At 49.8% G+C, this 16,372-nt stretch carries 12 protein-coding genes; 9 read left to right on the forward strand and 3 right to left on the reverse strand.

The genetic code is table 11. The features are described 5' to 3' along the window. Positions 1-195: 195 nt before the first annotated feature. Together ACWHYD_RS09480 and ACWHYD_RS09485 are read right to left on the reverse strand one after the other, a co-directional pair. Positions 196-1,731: an Rqc2 family fibronectin-binding protein gene (locus ACWHYD_RS09480; protein ID WP_447965650.1), complete on the reverse strand. Its 1,536-nt coding sequence runs from the start codon at positions 1,729-1,731 to the stop codon at positions 196-198. Between the two features lie 20 nt (positions 1,732-1,751). Beyond that, positions 1,752-2,609: a class I SAM-dependent methyltransferase gene (locus ACWHYD_RS09485; RefSeq protein ID WP_447965651.1), complete on the reverse strand. Its 858-nt coding sequence runs from the start codon at positions 2,607-2,609 to the stop codon at positions 1,752-1,754. Positions 2,610-2,961: 352 nt separating this feature from the next. On the opposite strand from ACWHYD_RS09485, the gene ACWHYD_RS09490 reads away from it, so the two are divergent. The 3 genes from ACWHYD_RS09490 (at position 2,962) to ACWHYD_RS09500 (ending at position 6,211) form a co-directional block, all read left to right on the forward strand. Beyond that, positions 2,962-3,321, forward strand: a complete 360-nt coding sequence (locus tag ACWHYD_RS09490) for a sulfite exporter TauE/SafE family protein (protein WP_447965652.1) — start codon at positions 2,962-2,964, stop codon at positions 3,319-3,321. A gap of 391 nt (positions 3,322-3,712) precedes the next feature. Next, positions 3,713-5,689: a cation:proton antiporter domain-containing protein gene (locus ACWHYD_RS09495; protein WP_447965653.1), complete on the forward strand. Its 1,977-nt coding sequence runs from the start codon at positions 3,713-3,715 to the stop codon at positions 5,687-5,689. Between the two features lie 180 nt (positions 5,690-5,869). Continuing rightward, positions 5,870-6,211: a hypothetical protein gene (locus ACWHYD_RS09500; RefSeq protein ID WP_447965654.1), complete on the forward strand. Its 342-nt coding sequence runs from the start codon at positions 5,870-5,872 to the stop codon at positions 6,209-6,211. A 271-nt stretch (positions 6,212-6,482) separates the two neighbouring features. Here the strand turns inward: ACWHYD_RS09500 and ACWHYD_RS09505 are convergent, their stop codons facing one another. Further along, the gene (locus ACWHYD_RS09505; protein WP_447965655.1) at positions 6,483-10,637 is read right to left on the reverse strand and encodes a two-partner secretion domain-containing protein; all 4,155 of its coding nucleotides are present in this window, start codon (positions 10,635-10,637) and stop codon (positions 6,483-6,485) included. Between the two features lie 1,255 nt (positions 10,638-11,892). On the opposite strand from ACWHYD_RS09505, the gene ACWHYD_RS09510 reads away from it, so the two are divergent. From ACWHYD_RS09510 to ACWHYD_RS09535, 6 genes are all read left to right on the forward strand, one after another. Further along, complete coding sequence (locus ACWHYD_RS09510; protein WP_447965656.1) at positions 11,893-12,195, forward strand: cupredoxin domain-containing protein; 303 nt, start codon at positions 11,893-11,895, stop codon at positions 12,193-12,195. 81 nt (positions 12,196-12,276) lie between these two features. Beyond that, on the forward strand, positions 12,277-13,428 hold the full coding sequence (locus tag ACWHYD_RS09515) for a Rieske 2Fe-2S domain-containing protein (RefSeq protein ID WP_447965657.1): 1,152 nt from the start codon (positions 12,277-12,279) through the stop codon (positions 13,426-13,428). 463 nt (positions 13,429-13,891) lie between these two features. Beyond that, positions 13,892-14,803: a hypothetical protein gene (locus tag ACWHYD_RS09520; protein WP_447965658.1), complete on the forward strand. Its 912-nt coding sequence runs from the start codon at positions 13,892-13,894 to the stop codon at positions 14,801-14,803. A gap of 116 nt (positions 14,804-14,919) precedes the next feature. Next, positions 14,920-15,627, forward strand: coding sequence for a hypothetical protein (locus tag ACWHYD_RS09525; RefSeq protein ID WP_447965659.1), 708 nt, complete (start codon positions 14,920-14,922; stop codon positions 15,625-15,627). A gap of 101 nt (positions 15,628-15,728) precedes the next feature. Next, positions 15,729-15,935 carry a hypothetical protein gene (locus ACWHYD_RS09530; RefSeq protein ID WP_447965660.1) on the forward strand — a complete coding sequence of 69 codons (207 nt, stop codon included), beginning with the start codon at positions 15,729-15,731 and terminating at the stop codon, positions 15,933-15,935. Further along, on the forward strand, positions 15,932-16,360 hold the full coding sequence (locus ACWHYD_RS09535) for a hypothetical protein (RefSeq protein WP_447965661.1): 429 nt from the start codon (positions 15,932-15,934) through the stop codon (positions 16,358-16,360). The genes ACWHYD_RS09530 and ACWHYD_RS09535 overlap by 4 nt, the downstream gene beginning before the upstream one ends. Positions 16,361-16,372 lie beyond the last annotated feature (12 nt).

Consider the following 16,372-nt stretch of genomic DNA (forward strand, 5'->3'; position numbering starts at 1 on the left):
AGTTTTATAGTAATGGCTCCGTTCTCAGAGAAGTAGTTTGTTCTTGATAGAGAAAACGGCGGATTGGAAAAGTCAATAATTTCCTGGTTATCGGTCACGGGCGAAGGGTCTGTGCCACGGTTGACGATGATCGACTTTTTTAGAGTCTCGTCGGACCTTTTCCTGAGCGAATTCGAATGGATCTGGATGACATGGTTAGCCAGGGCTTGTTTCGCCCTTCAACCTCTTCAATCGATCTTCTTTTAATTCAATCCAGAGCGACTTTTCTCTCTCCACCGTGACGGAACCTGGTTTAAAGCCTTTGCCTTTCCTGACAAACTTCCGCAGAGTATAAATCACTTCGCCTTTCCCGCTCTTTCGCAAATTACTAAACCAGAGGGTCAGCGTCGCCGCATCCTTTAAGGTCTCCGGTGGCACCGTGGCGCCTTTCTCCAACCGGACAACCACATGAGAGCCTGGTGTCCCTCGTGCATGGAGCCACAGGTCATCCGCATTGGCGACCTTCAATGTCAGATGATCATTATCCTTGGCTGTTTTTCCGACTAAAATCGGGAGCCCGTCGACAGAGGTATATGTCCGGTAGGCTTGGGCTGGAGCCGGTTTGCCTTTGGATGTTCGAGTGCCAGAAGGAACCGAGTGACCTGGTGTTTTCCTGGGTTTCGGTGGGAAATCGGGATCTATGATCCCTTGTCCTAGCTGAGCCAATTTTGCCTCCAATCGAACTACCTCCTGGTGGGTCTGGTCCAAACGGGGTTGGAGATGTTCCTGAGCCCCGATGTATTTATGATATTTTCGAAAGTAATCTTCCATATTCCACACGGCATCTTTAGCCGGGTCAAGAGGGAGAGTCAGAGTGGGCAAGGCGGGATCATAATAATCAACCATGGCGATGCTCTCCTGTCCATTTTTGATTTCATGGAGATGACTTTTCAATAGTTCTCCATACCGGGCATATTCCCGAAACCGCTCCGTCTTTTTGAAATCTTCTTGTAAGGCCTGAATTTTTCTTTTCGCATGCTTCAGCGCCTTTCGAGCCTGAAACAGTTGCTGTTCAAGAATGGCATCCTGGCCTTCCTCCTGTTCTTGTTGGCCATATCGGGCTTCCAGTTCAGCCGACACCGGAAATATTTCCCTAAACGCTCCTTTTCCTTCAGTAAAGGATTCAGAAAGCGGTTCACTCATTTCGCCTTCCTGCTGAATAACGATCCCGTTCTGAGGGACCCGTCCAGCCATGGAGGGGGGAGGGAGAGCCTCCGGCGGTTTCACCGGCTTCAATGTTGGGGGCGAATAGCGCTCTCCGACCTTCACACGCGATTCCCGTAATGACCGCAACGTCAATTTTTTCTCATTCAACAAATGCACATTCGCCTGATTGCCGATCAACGCAATCACCAAAACACACACCTCCTCGGCTTTCACAATGGTGATAAACACAATCCGGTCCCCGGGCTCCTGGCTGATCTTCACAATGCGCCCACCCTCCACGTGGGAACGCAGAAAAGAACAAAAGGGTGGGGGAGTCGGCGGATTCTCAAACTTCTGAGAGGTAAGATGCAGGCGGGCAAACCGGGGTTCCACGCACACGAGTAAGGTACTCGTCTGTCCTCGTGTTCGGACATCGAGGGTGAGGGTAAGGAGCCGGGGTTGGTGGATTTTCTGGATGAACCCACCGACAAGAGCCCGGTTCAATTCTCCGACAATAGACTCACATTCAAAAAGGGAAAGAGCCATAGTTTGGCTGACACCATCCCTTATTCTGGATTCTGGCCAACCAGATAGGCGATCCATGATGGATCGGAATCACCTTTCTGCACGCGATGATAGGTGCCTGTCCCTTCATTTGCCTCTGCATTGAGGCCTTCCCAGAGAAAGTGCACGTCTTTAAAACCGGCCTCTTTCATGAGTTCTGTGACTTCGGGAATCGTCCACAAGCGCCAATCATAGACAAAGGCATTGCGAAGCTCACTGCCATCCCGAAAGAGAAAATGAATCCGGGTTGTACAGAAATACGTGGAGGGTTCAAAGACATCCTGATCCCACACAAAGATGAAATCGCCAATGCCGTCATCAACCGGATTGTCGATGTCTCGATGTTCCTCTTGTTCCACCTGTGTTTCGCTGCCCCCCCAGATATCCAGCATAAACAACCCGCCGGGCTGAATCGATCGCCTGGCATTCCTGAAATATTCTAAAAGGGTCGGGCGGTCACGAAAAACCATATAACTAAAATTCATGGCGACGGTCAGTTGCGAGAGGGGGTGTTGGACGTTCAAGACATTGTCATTCACCAATGTGAGCCGCTGCTGTTGCTCGGGAGTCAGATGAGAAACGTTGTGTTTGATACCCCAATTCAGTGTAGGCCAATCCAGGTCAATACCCAGGGCATGATTGTCGGGATGCCTGGTCACGAAATGGGAGGATAAAAAGGCGGTTCCACAGAAATCCTCCCGAAAGTGGCGAAGGGGAGTGTTGGTATAGCTCTCGAAATATTCGGTGAGGAACGGCATGTCAAGTTCAGGGCTTTGCACGCTCTTTTGGTAAAGAAGATGGGGATCGGCTAATTGAGCCATTGAAATTGGTTGGGAAGAGTCATATTCAGCAGAACTCATGGAAACCTCATTTCTATTATGAGAGTGAATTCATTTTAAGATTTCGCCAAACAGTCGGGTGGGGTATTATTGAAATCAGGAAACCCTCAATTGATGGCTTGTTGTGGTTTGCAATCTTACGGGAATGGGGTGGTCTCTTTCCAGAGATATGGCAGGAACAGTTGAATCACTTCAAACTCATTCCATCTTCGACCTTTTCCGCTCTATTAGGTGTATTAGTCCCGGGGTGAGGAAAGGAGAAAAAAGAATTTTAAAATTACCTGTTCCGGTTGAATAGGCTCTAATCCAACTGCATGGTTCCTTGTTACATTTAATTCTGTGGTTTCACACAATATCGAAAAGGAAAGTTTTTATGGATGTGACATCGTTAGCCATTATTGCGAGCGGGGTATTTGTGGGTATGGGTGCTTCCTTCACCGGCCTTGGCGGCGGATTCTTGATGGTTCCTCTTCTCCTTTTTCTAGGCTTCACGGCACAAAAAGCCGTTGGTACCTCATTCGTCGGGATCCTGGTGATTGCAGTCTCGGCCTTGATTGCCCACGGTAGGCTGGCTAACGTGGATTACAAATATGGCCTCCTGCTCGGCCTGGGAGGAATCATCGGGGCACAAATCGGTGCTCGCCTTATTGAAGGTGTCCCCACTGACATGTTCAAAAAAATCTTTGCTGTTATTCTCATCGGCCTGGCGATATATCTGTTTGTAAAAAAGTAGGTGCAGGGGGAGTCACTAGCCACTGAACATCAGAAGCAGTACCGGGGGTCGTTTATTTTCGCTATTGAATCTCTCGTGAAGGTTACATTCATTTTTTGTTGGAATGAAATGTTTCCACAAGTGGCTCTTGCCAATCCATCATATTTAATAGTAACTATTGTTGGCATGGTTTCTCATGGGCTACATCTTTGATTGTAGCCCGCATGGCCGGTTTTATCCTTTCAGAATGAGTTTTGTACTTCTTAGGACTCGACACCATCCGTCGTGATACGTTTCCCCTGATAGGTTTCGATGTATCTTTGGAGCAAGCGTAAGCATTTGGTGTCCGACTGTCTGTGACGCAAGAACAATTTTAGTCCGGTATGGAATCGATGGTTCTAGAAGGATCCCAATGATTGAGCAGTTTTTCCTGCAGTCTCTTTTATTACTCGGAACAGCCGTGGTCGTTGTGGTTGCATTCCACCGGCTGCATATTCCTTCGCCTCTTGGTTATCTGCTCGTTGGCCTTCTGCTCGGTTCGTACACCCCCGGGCCGGTGATTGAAGCCCAGCCCATTCGCGCACTGGCAGAATTCGGCATCGTCTTTTTATTGTTTACCATCGGCCTGAACTTCTCGATGCCGCAGATCCATGCCTTGCGTCATCAGCTACTGGGTCTTGGCACGGGACAGGTCCTGCTTACGACGATCGCGGTGGGCCTCCTGGCTTGGCTCGTGGGGATGCCCATTGCGGCGGCCTTCGTGGTGGGAGCGGTCTTCGCTCAGTCCTCCACAACCATTATCAGTAAGCAACTCACTGATCAGGGAGAGGAGCATAGCCGGCATGGACGGTTGGGAATTGCCATGTCCGTCTTCCAGGATGTTACGGCAGTTCCTTTCGTGGTCGTCATCCCTGTGCTCGCTATGGCGAATACGGAGGTCGCGGTTCTGGCCAGCTCGCTCGGAATGGCATTTGCGAAAGCGGCCCTGGCATTCGGATTGGTCTTTCTGGCCGGACGATGGGTCATGCGCCCGTTGTTTTATCTGGTCGCGGAGCTCCGCTCTACGGAAGTGTTTACCCTGACAGTGCTGTTTGTGTCATTGGTCTCGGCATGGACCACGAGTAGCCTTGGCCTGTCTATGGCGTTCGGTGCGTTCCTGGCAGGCATGATGCTGGGTGAGACCGAATTCCGACATCAGGTGGAATCGACAATTCGTCCTTTCCGCGACGTATTGCTTGGTCTATTCTTCATCGGGATCGGTATGTTGGTCGACCCGTCGACAATCCCTGAAATTTGGCATTTGGCCTTGGCGGGAGCCACGGTCTTGTTGCTCATCAAGACCTTACTCGTGGCACTGATGGTACGCATTGCCGGAATGGACGCGACGACGGCCTGGCGTACCGGTTGGCTGCTGGCTGTGGGAGGTGAGTTCGGATTCGCTTTGCTCTCTATCGCGCTGGACGTGGGTGTAATCCAACCAAAAATCGGGCAGATTGTGCTGACCTCTGTATTATTTTCTATGATTGTTGCTCCATTTCTTATCCGGTACAACCAGGTGCTGGCTCGCTGGTGTGCCCCTCGTCCTGCCCGAGAGGGAAAGGATGCGGTGCCCCAAGTCAGCATAGAAACAGTCGGACATCTTCGCGATCATGTCATCATTTGCGGGTACGGACGCATTGGCCAGAGTGTGGCTCATCTTCTGGAAGAGGAACAGATTCCTTTTGTGGCATTGGATCTGGATCCGTCCAGGGTAAAGGAGGCGAATATCGCAGGCGAGGGAGTTTTTTACGGAGATGCGTCCGAACGTACCATTCTCGAAGGGATTGGTGTCGGCACGGCCCGGCTGGTTGTGATCGGGCATGCAGATGTAGCCTCGGCCCATAAAACTCTGCATCACCTTCGGACTCTACGTCCGGATCTTCCGATCATGGTACGCACCCGCGATGAAACCCACGTCGAGGAATTGCGTGCGGCTGGCGCAACAGAGGTGGTGCCGGAGACGCTGGAAGCCGGTCTCATGATCGCCGCACATGCTCTCGTGTTACTGGACGTGCCCATTTCCCGCGTGGCACGCCGAATGCGGGAACAGCGCAAAGGGCGTTATCATTTATTACGTGAGTTCTTTCTGGGCGATAGCCTGCTGGCTGACACGCGGGAAGAACACAACGTCGACCGTCTTCGACCGGTGGTGCTACCTCCGGACAGTTCCGTTGTGGGACACTCATTACATGAACTGAATCTTAAAGGCGTTGCGATCGCTGCTTTGGTGCGGCAAGGACAACGGCAGCTCATGCCGTCAGGTGAAACCAGACTGGAGGCAGGGGATGTCGTAGTGTTATTCGGCTCGCCTGATGATCTCCAGCGCGCCGAGCGCGCCCTGTTTGGATAAGGTGGGGAGATCTCCCACAGTGGATTGGTGTCGAACCGTAACTCCACGCGGCACAGGGAAATCTGCTTAGAACATCTTTTGACCTTTATGGCCATTTCTTTGACAAACCGCTACATTTTTAGCATATTGCTTTCGGTACTTCATCGGACTAATAGATGTTAATTGTTGTGAGGTAATCTTATGGCAACATGGCTTATTCCGGCACTTAAAGCCGTTCTTCCACATATCGGGACAATCATTTCGGCTACCGCACCAGCGTTTACCAAGAAAGACTCCGCCCCTACAACCGATCAGACACATTTGTTGCAGCAACAGATCAGCGAGTTACAAACAGCCGCCTCCCAAAACGCCACACATGTCAAAGAACTCGCCGAACAATTGCAAAGTACGGTTGCGGCAATCGAACACGCCGCCTCAGTGGCCACATCTAATCAGCAACGCGCCTTGCAAATCAGTCTTGCGGCGATCGCCATATCTGCTATCTCCCTCTGTGCCGTCCTCTTGCATGTTCTTTTCCTTTAAGGGGCTGTCCCGGTTCATTAAAAGTATCGGCCATGTAAGTTTCAACCACTTGTTCCACCTCTGAAGCACCTGCGCAAACACGTTTTTCAAGGCACTACCTCCAAACTAGAAAACGCGGCACATCGTATCTCTATAACCAGGGAAATACGTATTCATAGCCCGACTTCCTTTTATGAACAGGAGGAAGAAATGGCAAAGAGTAATCGAACCAGGGAAAAGAATATCTATTTTAGAAATTCAGGAATTAAAAGGGATAGGTGTTTCATAGTGGTTACGGACGGCAGGTTGCACGCTGACCAGTGGCCTGGTTAAAGAGAACCGGCGGGGAATATGTCGTCGCGTGAGTGGGATCAGCCTGTGTTTGATTGTTTGAATCTACATGAATATCGATCGGATTCGACGCAACAGAATGAGAGGAAAACGGAAGAAGGGGACTGGCTAACAAGGCTCCAGGAGTCGGCGCAATGGAGTCGGCCTTGGAATCTACAAACGAACTAAACCGACCTTGCTCCGCCACACATTTGGTGCCATACAGAGTCGTCACCGGAACCAGATTTTGCGGCAAGGGCACAATGGTACTACTCAGGAATTGAACTGGGGATTCAATGTTGACCCTGCCGTTGCCCCCGAACTGCGAACGCGCGTCTAAGAATGTAAATGGGTCCATCACGATCGCCGAATTGGCGGTGAGGGTGATATCACCTCCAGATCCTGCAACGGCGGTACTCAATATTTGACTATTTTTGAGTACGATAAAGTCTGGGTCGAAATTGATACTTCCGGCGGACCCTGATCCTTCCCTAACTCGGCTAGTCACCTGACTGTTGATCACATCAATGCGATTATCGGCCGTGAGTTTAATATTTCCACCCACCGCCGACCCCGCCTCTGTTGTCACAGAAGCCTTGTCAAGCAGGATTGAGTCACTGGCAGTAATGAAAATATCTCCGGCATTTCCCGTGCCGGTCGTGGATGCACTAATAGCGGCTCCATTTTTCATTTTGATCACGGGGGCCGTAATCCGCAAATTCCCTCCTAATCCAGTTCCTTCCGTGCTACTAAAGATTCCACTTCGAACACCTCTGGTTCCCTCAAGAATTCCCACTCCTTTTGCCAGGAATCTTTCGGTCGCCACTACCTGAATATTGCCTCCTGCTCCCGCGCCAATCGCATCCTCGCGGGGAATACTGCTGGCGGAAATTTGCCCCCCGCTCTTGATTTCTATCGTTTTCGAAGTAATGTCAATTTGACCGGCTTGACCAGGCCCATCGGTTCTGCTTGAAATAATACTTGGCAGGGGTCTTCCGATGGCATCAGGGAATGGGGCCATGCCAGATATAGTCAAATGGTCGGCTGTGAGAAGGATTTTCCCACCCCCCCCTGCATTGTCCAGCTGATGATTGAGGGTCCCATTTGCAATTTGAGCTCCCTCAGTAATTATGAGATTTTTTGCCGAGAGAATGATATCCCCAGCCTGATTTGTCCCACTCGTTCGGGCAACAATGCTGGTCGGCCTGATCGTCCGCCCATTGGCTTCAGGAAAGGGATCTGATCCTATAGGGTTTTCTGGAAATTCCGTACGCAAAAGATATCCTGAGAGAGTTAAGCTGTCATGAGCGGTAATCGTCACGTTGCCCCGCTGAACTCCCTGAGTGCTAGATTGAGTTTCAGCGCTGATATCGGCCCCATCACGAATGACAATAGTATTGGCAGTCAGTGAAACATTCCCGGTTCCTGCCGGTCCGATAACCCCAGCGCGGATGGTGGTTGGAGCCCAACCGAATTTTCCTGATCCTCCAACCGTTCGCGCGCCGGATAGGATTATTGTATCAGCTTTAACAGTGATATTCCCTGCACGTGGACGCTGTTCTTCTGGCATGTTGGCAACGATTTCCTCTATGGCATCCGTTATGGGTATCACTCTCCCGGAGGATGACGGGGCTATGATTTCCGCCCCATCTTTCATCACGACATTTTTCGCTGAAATCGAGATATCGCCAGCATTACCAAGAGGTAAATCCGCTAGCCGATTGTCGTGTTCCTCTGCGCGTGCAATAATTCGACTTGATATTTCCTGGGTTTTGCTGGTGTTATTGATTTCTGGATCATATACGCTCATGAATCCGGAGAGAGAAACGTTTTCTTCTGCCGTGATACTCACCCGGCCGGCATGACCACTTCCCCGGCCTCTGGTTCTTGATGAAATCCATGCCCCATCCAGCATCTCAACATTTTTGGCCGTGATAGAAATGTCACCACCATGACCGGGCCCCTCTGTCCCACTAGAAATCTCACTTCTAAAAATTGTCCTGTTCTTGTCCACTTTTTCGTACGCACCTGACAATCGAATCGTATCTACGACGTCAAGGTGTATGTTTCCACCAGCTCCCGCTCCATTAAGAGCCGCATTGGAGATGAGGCCTCCGCCGTCAACAAATAGATTTTCTGCACTGATGTGAATTTCGCCTCCGCGATTCACGCCCTTTGTCTGAGCACGAACTGCACTCTGAACGACGGTTCGGGGGTTAAGTGTGTTTTGTGGAAGAAGATTCGGTGGAAACTCCGTTCGAACCGCGGTTCCCGAGATGACAAGATTTTCCTTTGCCTTTAGCTGGATACCCCCAGTTTTTTCTATTCTGGTTATGGATTCCGTATCCGCCGTGACGCCCCCTCCATCTTTAATCGTGATCTTGTCTGCTTCCAACAGAATGTGCCCCGCCGAGGCCGGGCCAGTCGCGCTGGCTGTTATCTCACTTGGAATAATGTCGAGGACCTTTCCGTCCAATTCCGCTCCAGTAAGGTCCAGCATGGCCGCCTTAATGTTCACGGTCCCGGCCGATGGAGCATTATCGAGCCTGTTCATGTCCGGTTGCTCCTGTCCTATTGAGGCGACATGTATTTTCGCCCCATCCAGGATCCGGACAGTTTGACCGGTCATGTTAATCGTTCCGCCGGAACCCAGAAGTCCATTCCCGGGAAGAGTCAATTCACTTGCACCCGCAAAGAGACCAGATGAGGTGATGCCATTGACTTGTGTGCCTGAAAGAAGAACGTCTCCTGTAGCCGCAATAAAGAGTTTTCCTGCATCGCCGTTGCCTCGCCCAAAGGTGCCGGCCGAAATGCGAGCCCCTTCACTTATAGTGAGATCCCCGGTCTGCACCGTGATGGTACCCGCCCGACCTGTTCCCACTGTGTTGGCAAACAAGCCGCTCACGGCCTCTTCCTCAGGCGAAAAATCAGTCAAGCGATTATCACTCCCTGATAGGATGACCTTGCCATCAGGGGCATTGACCATAATGGTTCCCGCATCCCCTTCCCCTCGGGTGCTCACTGACAGGTTTCCGCCATCAGTCAACTTCACAGAGCTTGCACTGATCGTAATCGTTCCCCCCTTTCCGCCGCCTTCTGTTTTGGCAAATATTCCGCTCGGGGTGTCCGTTTGCGCACCTGTACCCGCTATCAGGACATTCTCGCTTACGGCAATATCGACATGGCCACCGTCTTGCGCTCCCAGCGTATTGGCACGGATTTGGGATTCATGGTCGAGGACCAATCGACCACCCCGAATCAACATCTTGCCACCATGCTCTCCGCCGGCATCTATGACAGACTGGTCTGAGATCCTGATAGTGCCACCCGACCCCATGGTATGCCCATGAATATTGGATGTCTGGTCAAAAGTGTTCGCCAGGATTTCTCCCGGCGAGCCGACACTAGCCAGGGCAATCTGCCCTCCGGGTGCAGTGAGATTGCTTCGGCCAATCGTGATGTCTCCGCCTATGAGCGAAAGCGGTTGGCCTTCGGATATCGACAACGTGCTACCTTCGACCGATATGCCGGCTGGATTCGGACCGAGAAATCCAAAGGCCGCAATCGGAGCAATGCTGAGAAGAGAATCCTGAGCACCGGGCAGGGCGGTGAACTGGGCCCCATCTTCAAGCCGCACATAATCAGCGGTCGTAAAATGGGTAGCCCCGCCCACATTCAAGGCAGCATTGGGGCCGAAGACTATTCCCGCGGGATTCATTAAAAAGAGATTTGCATTGCCGAAACCTTTGGTTTGAATGGTTCCAAAAATATGGGATGGATTGCCGCCGGTGACGCGACTAAGGATGTTTGAAGTCGGAAGTCCCGAATCGTTCAGGAAGTTGGCAATATTGTCCGTGGGAACACCAAAATCCCCAAAGCTATGGAAGAGATTACTTCCGCCACCCGGTCTCGTTCCACCGGTAATATCATGTTGAACCGCTCCGCCGGGAAGATGCCTCGGCGCACTGACCTGAGTATTGAGTCCGGATGAAGTAATGGGTGGTGTTTGAGCTTGAGCCGGACTTCCATCCACAATCACGAAGGTCCCAACGGATAAAAAGGCAACGAGTATCCTTCGCAATTGTCTGTGGAAGATTTTGAAAGGAAAGCGAAGCACTCGGTTCAGTCCTGACTTTTCTTTCCGGTCGAAGGTGATACTATTCTATTCCGTTTGGCTTAGGAATCAAGTGGGCTTATAAATGGAACGATCCGATCCGTGCCTCACGGGATCAGAGTTTACTGCCCGGAGGTTTGGTTACAAGCAAAGGTTCCTGATTGTGCCTGATACCCTTTTGAGGGAATAAGCCAGGATATGTAAAGGTAATAGATGCGGCATTCTCTTTCAGAGGTGGGGAGTGTACCCGGGAAAGTAAGCTTTTCCTTCTTTGTTTGGTGTTTTTTTAAGGTTTTAAAAACTGTTTCCAGTGAGGGGGGAGACAACCGAAGTGAAATATTCCCTCCCCATTCACCTGGATCTCGCTCAATAGAAAACAGGGAAGGAAGAAAATTTTGGAGTTGACTAAGACAAGCGCTAAAGATGCCGTATGGGAAGACCTGCTATTAAAAACAGAGCGGTGACAGGGCGTGAAATTTTGAATTATCGCGAAGCGAGTTCACGAGCATGAGTAATATTGAGATTGCACATCGGACGAACCCGCAGAACTTCCACTGGTACGACTGCAGCGGTTTTTCTCACAGGGGCAGAGAAAATTCCTTTCTGGAAGTCCTATGATCTTGCTAAGCCTGACTTCATCGGCCAAGAATGTCGCATTGCGATAGTTTTTCAGTTTCTCTGTTTGTCATTTGTCTAAAGAGTGGAATCAACTCATTGAAAGAAATACCCAAATTTCGTTCAGAAAAATTTCAGTGAGATGAATCGTGTACTTTGAGGACTGGTGAGCAGAGGTTTTGGAGAAAAGTAGCATTCTTCTAATGATGGATGATGGCATGGCAGAGGGAATGAGAGATCTGCCGATTTTGGTTTATGTCATGATGAGTTTGACGAACCGGAGCTTGATCTTAAGGGATTAGCATTGTATGACGAGGGACTGATTCAGCATCATTTTTCCCATCCCCATATGCTCCCTTGGGACATTCCCTGTCTTTCTATGTTGAGGCATCCAAATCCCGGAGCTGCGTCAGTTATAATGATGAAGGTGACAATTGGATAATAGCTCAGGATTTGAGAAAGGAGAGGTCGTGAAACTTTCTTGCCACTGTTTGCTTTATTTAAGACCTTGGTTGAGACTAGTAGGCACAGTACAATCCCTAAAACCATACAATCGGAAAGGAGATATCCTCTGAAAACACTCCAGTGTGTCATTTTTATCTATATCGTCTTGCTAGGCACTGTCACATCAGGAACCGAATTTGTGAATGAACCGATCCGGATGGAACATTTTCCTCCCTATTATTATCCACATGAAGCTGTGGTCTGGGCCGGTGTTCCCATAGAGTGGATTAATGCCACCGCGTCTCCTCATACCGTTCAACATGACGATTGTGGGACAGAGAAGCCGTGTCTGTTTGATTCCGGAAAGGTCGCACCGGGGAAAACATATACACTTTCTGGGCTACCCCCAGGCCGCTATTCATACCACTGCCAAATCCATCCGATTATGGGCGGTATATTAATCGTCGAAGATTCGAAAGGCAGAGATTTGCCTCCGCAATAAGGTTGCACTATTTTTCCAGTTTGTGACAATTGTTTTTTTTCGTTAAAAAAGATTGACGATTCATTTTTACCAGGAGTCAATATGCCGAATTCAACCTGGATCGATGTGGGTGGTGTGGAAGATTTAAAGCATCAGCCGGTGCAGCAAGTGCTGATCGGACGAACCCCAGTGGCACTAACTTACCGCAATGGACAGTTTGGAGCGATCAATGGCACGTGCAACCATGTAGGTGGGCCGTTGGGTGAAGGAACCTTGGACGGGGAGTACGTGGTCTGCCCCTGGCATTATTGGAAGTTTCATTATCGAACGGGGAAAGGGGAACCGGGGTATGAAGAAGACGCGGTGCCGGCCTATGAGGTGAAAGTAACGGAGGGGCGGGTTTTGATTCGGTCCACGGCGATTTCGAAGCGAGCTCGAAAAGCACATAAACCCCATCCTCTGGCTAGAACTCCTCACAGGGAGGAAGGTCCGATTCGTGTTCTCGGACTTTCCACGACCGTTATGACGCCTGATCATCCTCGCTACAGTACCTCAGAAGATTTGCTTGAAGTCGGTCTGAAGCATGCCTCGGACAATCTTGATTGTGAAACGCGCTTGTTGCGTCTTCGGGATCTGTCCTTTCGCCCTTGCGAGGGTTTTTATTCCAAATCATCACGGGCCTGTACCTGGCCCTGTTCGATTACGCAGATGGATCCACAAGATGAGATGGACCAGGTCTACGAGGGGCTGGTGCATTGGGCTGATGTCATGGTGCTGGCCACTCCCATTCGGTGGGGGGCGGCCAGCAGCCTTTATTTCAAGATGGTTGAGCGGATGAACTGCATACAGAATCAAGAAACGATTTCAGATACACATCTGCTTCATAATAAAGTGGGCGGGTTTATCATTACGGGTGGGCAGGATAATATTCAGGCTGTGGCGGGACAACTGCTGGGGTTTTTCGCCGAAATCGGTGTGCAGTTCCCGCAGTTTCCCTATATTGCCCATTCCCGAGGATGGAGTGCGGAAGACATGCAAAATAATATGCGATATGTGCAGAAGTCCCAATCACTCAGGGAGGGCGCAACTGCCCTGGTAGAACGCTGTGTTCAAATGGCCAGCGTGATGATACATGGGAATTTAGGCGAATGCCGGACGGCGAGGGGCGGGCGAAAAGCCCACGAACTAGACACCAGGGCTCAATTGCATGGCTCTACAGACGCCGAAAAAAATCCAGTGGCCAAACCGGATTGAGTTTTGGGTAGGAGAAAATAACTTTTCTGTCAACTTCGAAGTCTGATCCAATCTTGTTTTGTATTGGACAACCTGCAACCCACCAATTGTTTTTGTGTCGTAAAGTATCTCGGCTTCTAAGGGATTTCAAAGTATGATGTTGAGGCTTTTTACATCAGTGCAGTGAAGTTGAATGCCTGCAACATTCCCTCACGGATCCCGTGAGTCTTTTCTTCCGGTAGAGTTCGTGTTTGCCAGAATTCTGATAAAACCCTTTCATTTGGTGGAAATTTTGGGTGAGACACGAATCTTCGCCGGCTCACACTTATTCACATTTGCATGTCTGTCTGAAGGCATAACCGTTGCATTATATAGCTTTGGGTTAAATTTAATCTTTTTTCTCAAGATTCATTGGGAAATATTTAAAGTTTCGCTTCAACGCTTTATAATAGCAACCCTTTCGTTCTAACGAGATGTTTTTTTCATGTACGCGTCCCAATCCCTCCATACGCCTCTTGATCAATTGTTCAGTTTTTATCGGAAACAGGTAGTGGTCTTTCTGAAGCCGTTAGTGCTGGAGTATTATCCCGATCTTTTTGAACAACGCCAGGATGAATACCGGAAGATGATGGAACTGAGTGCCAAGATGACCGTTGTGGGACATGCCTGCGCGGAAATTGCGGGATTTCCCTATGATGCGCGTCGGCAAATGATTGGCAGTTTGTTCGGGGGTTGTTGTTTCCTTGCGGATAGCTTTATTGATGACTTTGGCTTGGATGTTGCTCATTCCTATATTGATCGGATGGATGACCTTTTGACCAAGGGTTGGTTTGAGATTCAAACGGATCGAGAAAAACTGTTTTATGTGATTATAGCTCGTTTGTTTGCTGAACGGGATGTCTTGGATCCTTTACTTCGGCAAGCCATCCTGCTGCTATTTCAAGCGCAAAAACGGGATGTGACCTTCCGCTCTGATCCTGAGATCATTCGCTCACGTCCCCGCCGAGAACAATTGCGGGTCTTACGGGAAAGTGCCAGGAACCGAAGCGGCCATGCTATTTTAGTTCTAACAGGATTTTTAGTCCCAGCGGTTCCTCTGCATTATTTAAGTATGATCTATCTCGCAGGCTCCTTGATTATGCATATTGACGATCACGGGGATTGCTATTCAGACTTGCATTATCATCGGGTGACCTATCTCAATCAGGTTGCCGACCCCGAACGCACTCTTCGTCGGATTTTTCAAGGTCATATTGCCCGTTTGCGTCAGGGGCTACCAGAAGGTTCGGGGCGGGATTTGCTGATTGCCTTTTTGACAAAATATTTTGCGACCCGTCTCAAGAAACATCGTTTGCAAAAGACACATCGAGAGTTGGCCTGGGCAGTCTATGATTAAGCCCCCAGGAAGAAGGATCAGGACCGTTTAGGAAATGGTGTGTCCGGTTTGTTCCATTTTCACAGAGGCAAACGTTTAAGGAAGAGGAAGCCCGGTGGTCAGGCGTACAGAGAGTTATGGGACGTTCTCCTGAGGATGCATCGGGAACCACAGAAGTGTATTGGGGGGATGTGTTTGCTATTGCCCTTCAGGAGCTACGATCTCAAGGAAAGGTCAGCGATGCGCGCGCGCTGTTGCGAATTGATGGCCAAGCGGAAGCGGCCATGGCCCCGTATCAATTCGATCCTGTTTATGGGAAACTTCATCGTCGGGGATGTTCGAATATTGCTGACGATTCCCGATCGGCTCTTTTCGCCAGATGGAGTATGGGGTTAGATGAACAGGTTCTGGCTTGTTCCCATTGCCGTCCGCACCCATATCCTCGTGGCCAGGAAGCACAGGACGTAACGTTGGATATTTTATTTGGTGTGATCTCCATCCTGGATCAGTTCGGGACGGTTCTACGGGAACGTGGCAAAGAATACCGCACTTCCAGTGACGGGCAAGAACTTGAACGAAAGCTTGAAGATTTATACAAAAATCTTGATCGGCAACAAAAAGACACGCTTGGAGTCATGTTACATTCCATGGATCAGATGGTGAAATTCTTGCGAGAGGCAGATAGAAACCTGAGTCAGGTGAACGACAAGCCTGGTAATGGGAACGTCCAGACGAATGGTCATGGTATGGCGAAAAAGAAGGCCAATGAGACCGGAACGATGAAACCCAGGAATGGAAACGGCAAGCGTCCGGTGCGTCGCCAGGATTCAAGGAAATCGAAGTAATTAAGGGCGGTATGGCCAGGTCAAATTAAGGGGAAGCAATGTATTAAGGGGAACGCCCTTATTTATATACCCCGGTTTCATTTTTTACTAAAGGTGATAGAATGGCGGCCAATATGGTTCTTCGAATTAAACTTGGTCCCTTTGTCTCGTTTGAGATTGAAGGGGAAAACTGTGAAGAAATTTGTCAATCCTTGAAGGGGTTTGAACAATTGAATGAACGGATTGATGCAATGTGTAGTGATCTGGCCGAGCGGGTCTATCCGGATGGGATGACGACTCAGCAGACAGGACAGGAGGAGTCTACGTGAATTTCAAAGGCCAACTGGGTATGGAGAGTTGCCCGGATTTTTCTGTCCAGGCTAAAACCGAACCAATCGCCTTTGCCACAAAGGTCAAAGGATCTTTTGTCGCGCAGGTGAGTTCAATTTCGGTGCAGGTCAGCGAGATCCCGATCAATCTTTCGATTCCGTTTCTCCGGCGGGCCGGTGGAATCCATACGGTGGCTTCGATTGGCAGTTTTGATATAAAGCTTTCTCCATTTACCGTCGCGGTTGAAGGAGCCAATGTGCAATTAGCCGGGGTCCTGGGCACAAAAGGGATCACGACGCAACTGGAGGGAAAGGTTGGATGTAAATCCAAGCTAAGCTTCAATGGCAAACTCTTCGGGAAGATTGCCAATTGTTCCGTTGATCTCCCGGACGATGACTTTGAGGAACACGTCGACACAATGTAGATTTCATCGTGA

It is taken from the genome of Nitrospira sp. Ecomares 2.1, assembly GCF_965152585.1.

Bases quoted from the DNA above. Each gene is read 5' to 3' on its own strand.
- ACWHYD_RS09500 (WP_447965654.1), top strand. From the start codon at position 5,870: ATGGCAACATGGCTTATTCCGGCACTTAAAGCCGTTCTTCCACATATC.
- ACWHYD_RS09485 (WP_447965651.1), bottom strand. From the start codon at position 2,609: ATGAGTTCTGCTGAATATGACTCTTCCCAACCAATTTCAATGGCTCAA.
- ACWHYD_RS09480 (WP_447965650.1), bottom strand. From the start codon at position 1,731: ATGGCTCTTTCCCTTTTTGAATGTGAGTCTATTGTCGGAGAATTGAAC.
- ACWHYD_RS09515 (WP_447965657.1), top strand. From the start codon at position 12,277: ATGCCGAATTCAACCTGGATCGATGTGGGTGGTGTGGAAGATTTAAAG.
- ACWHYD_RS09520 (WP_447965658.1), top strand. From the start codon at position 13,892: ATGTACGCGTCCCAATCCCTCCATACGCCTCTTGATCAATTGTTCAGT.
- ACWHYD_RS09495 (WP_447965653.1), top strand. From the start codon at position 3,713: ATGATTGAGCAGTTTTTCCTGCAGTCTCTTTTATTACTCGGAACAGCC.
- ACWHYD_RS09525 (WP_447965659.1), top strand. From the start codon at position 14,920: ATGGGACGTTCTCCTGAGGATGCATCGGGAACCACAGAAGTGTATTGG.
- ACWHYD_RS09490 (WP_447965652.1), top strand. From the start codon at position 2,962: ATGGATGTGACATCGTTAGCCATTATTGCGAGCGGGGTATTTGTGGGT.
- ACWHYD_RS09530 (WP_447965660.1), top strand. From the start codon at position 15,729: ATGGCGGCCAATATGGTTCTTCGAATTAAACTTGGTCCCTTTGTCTCG.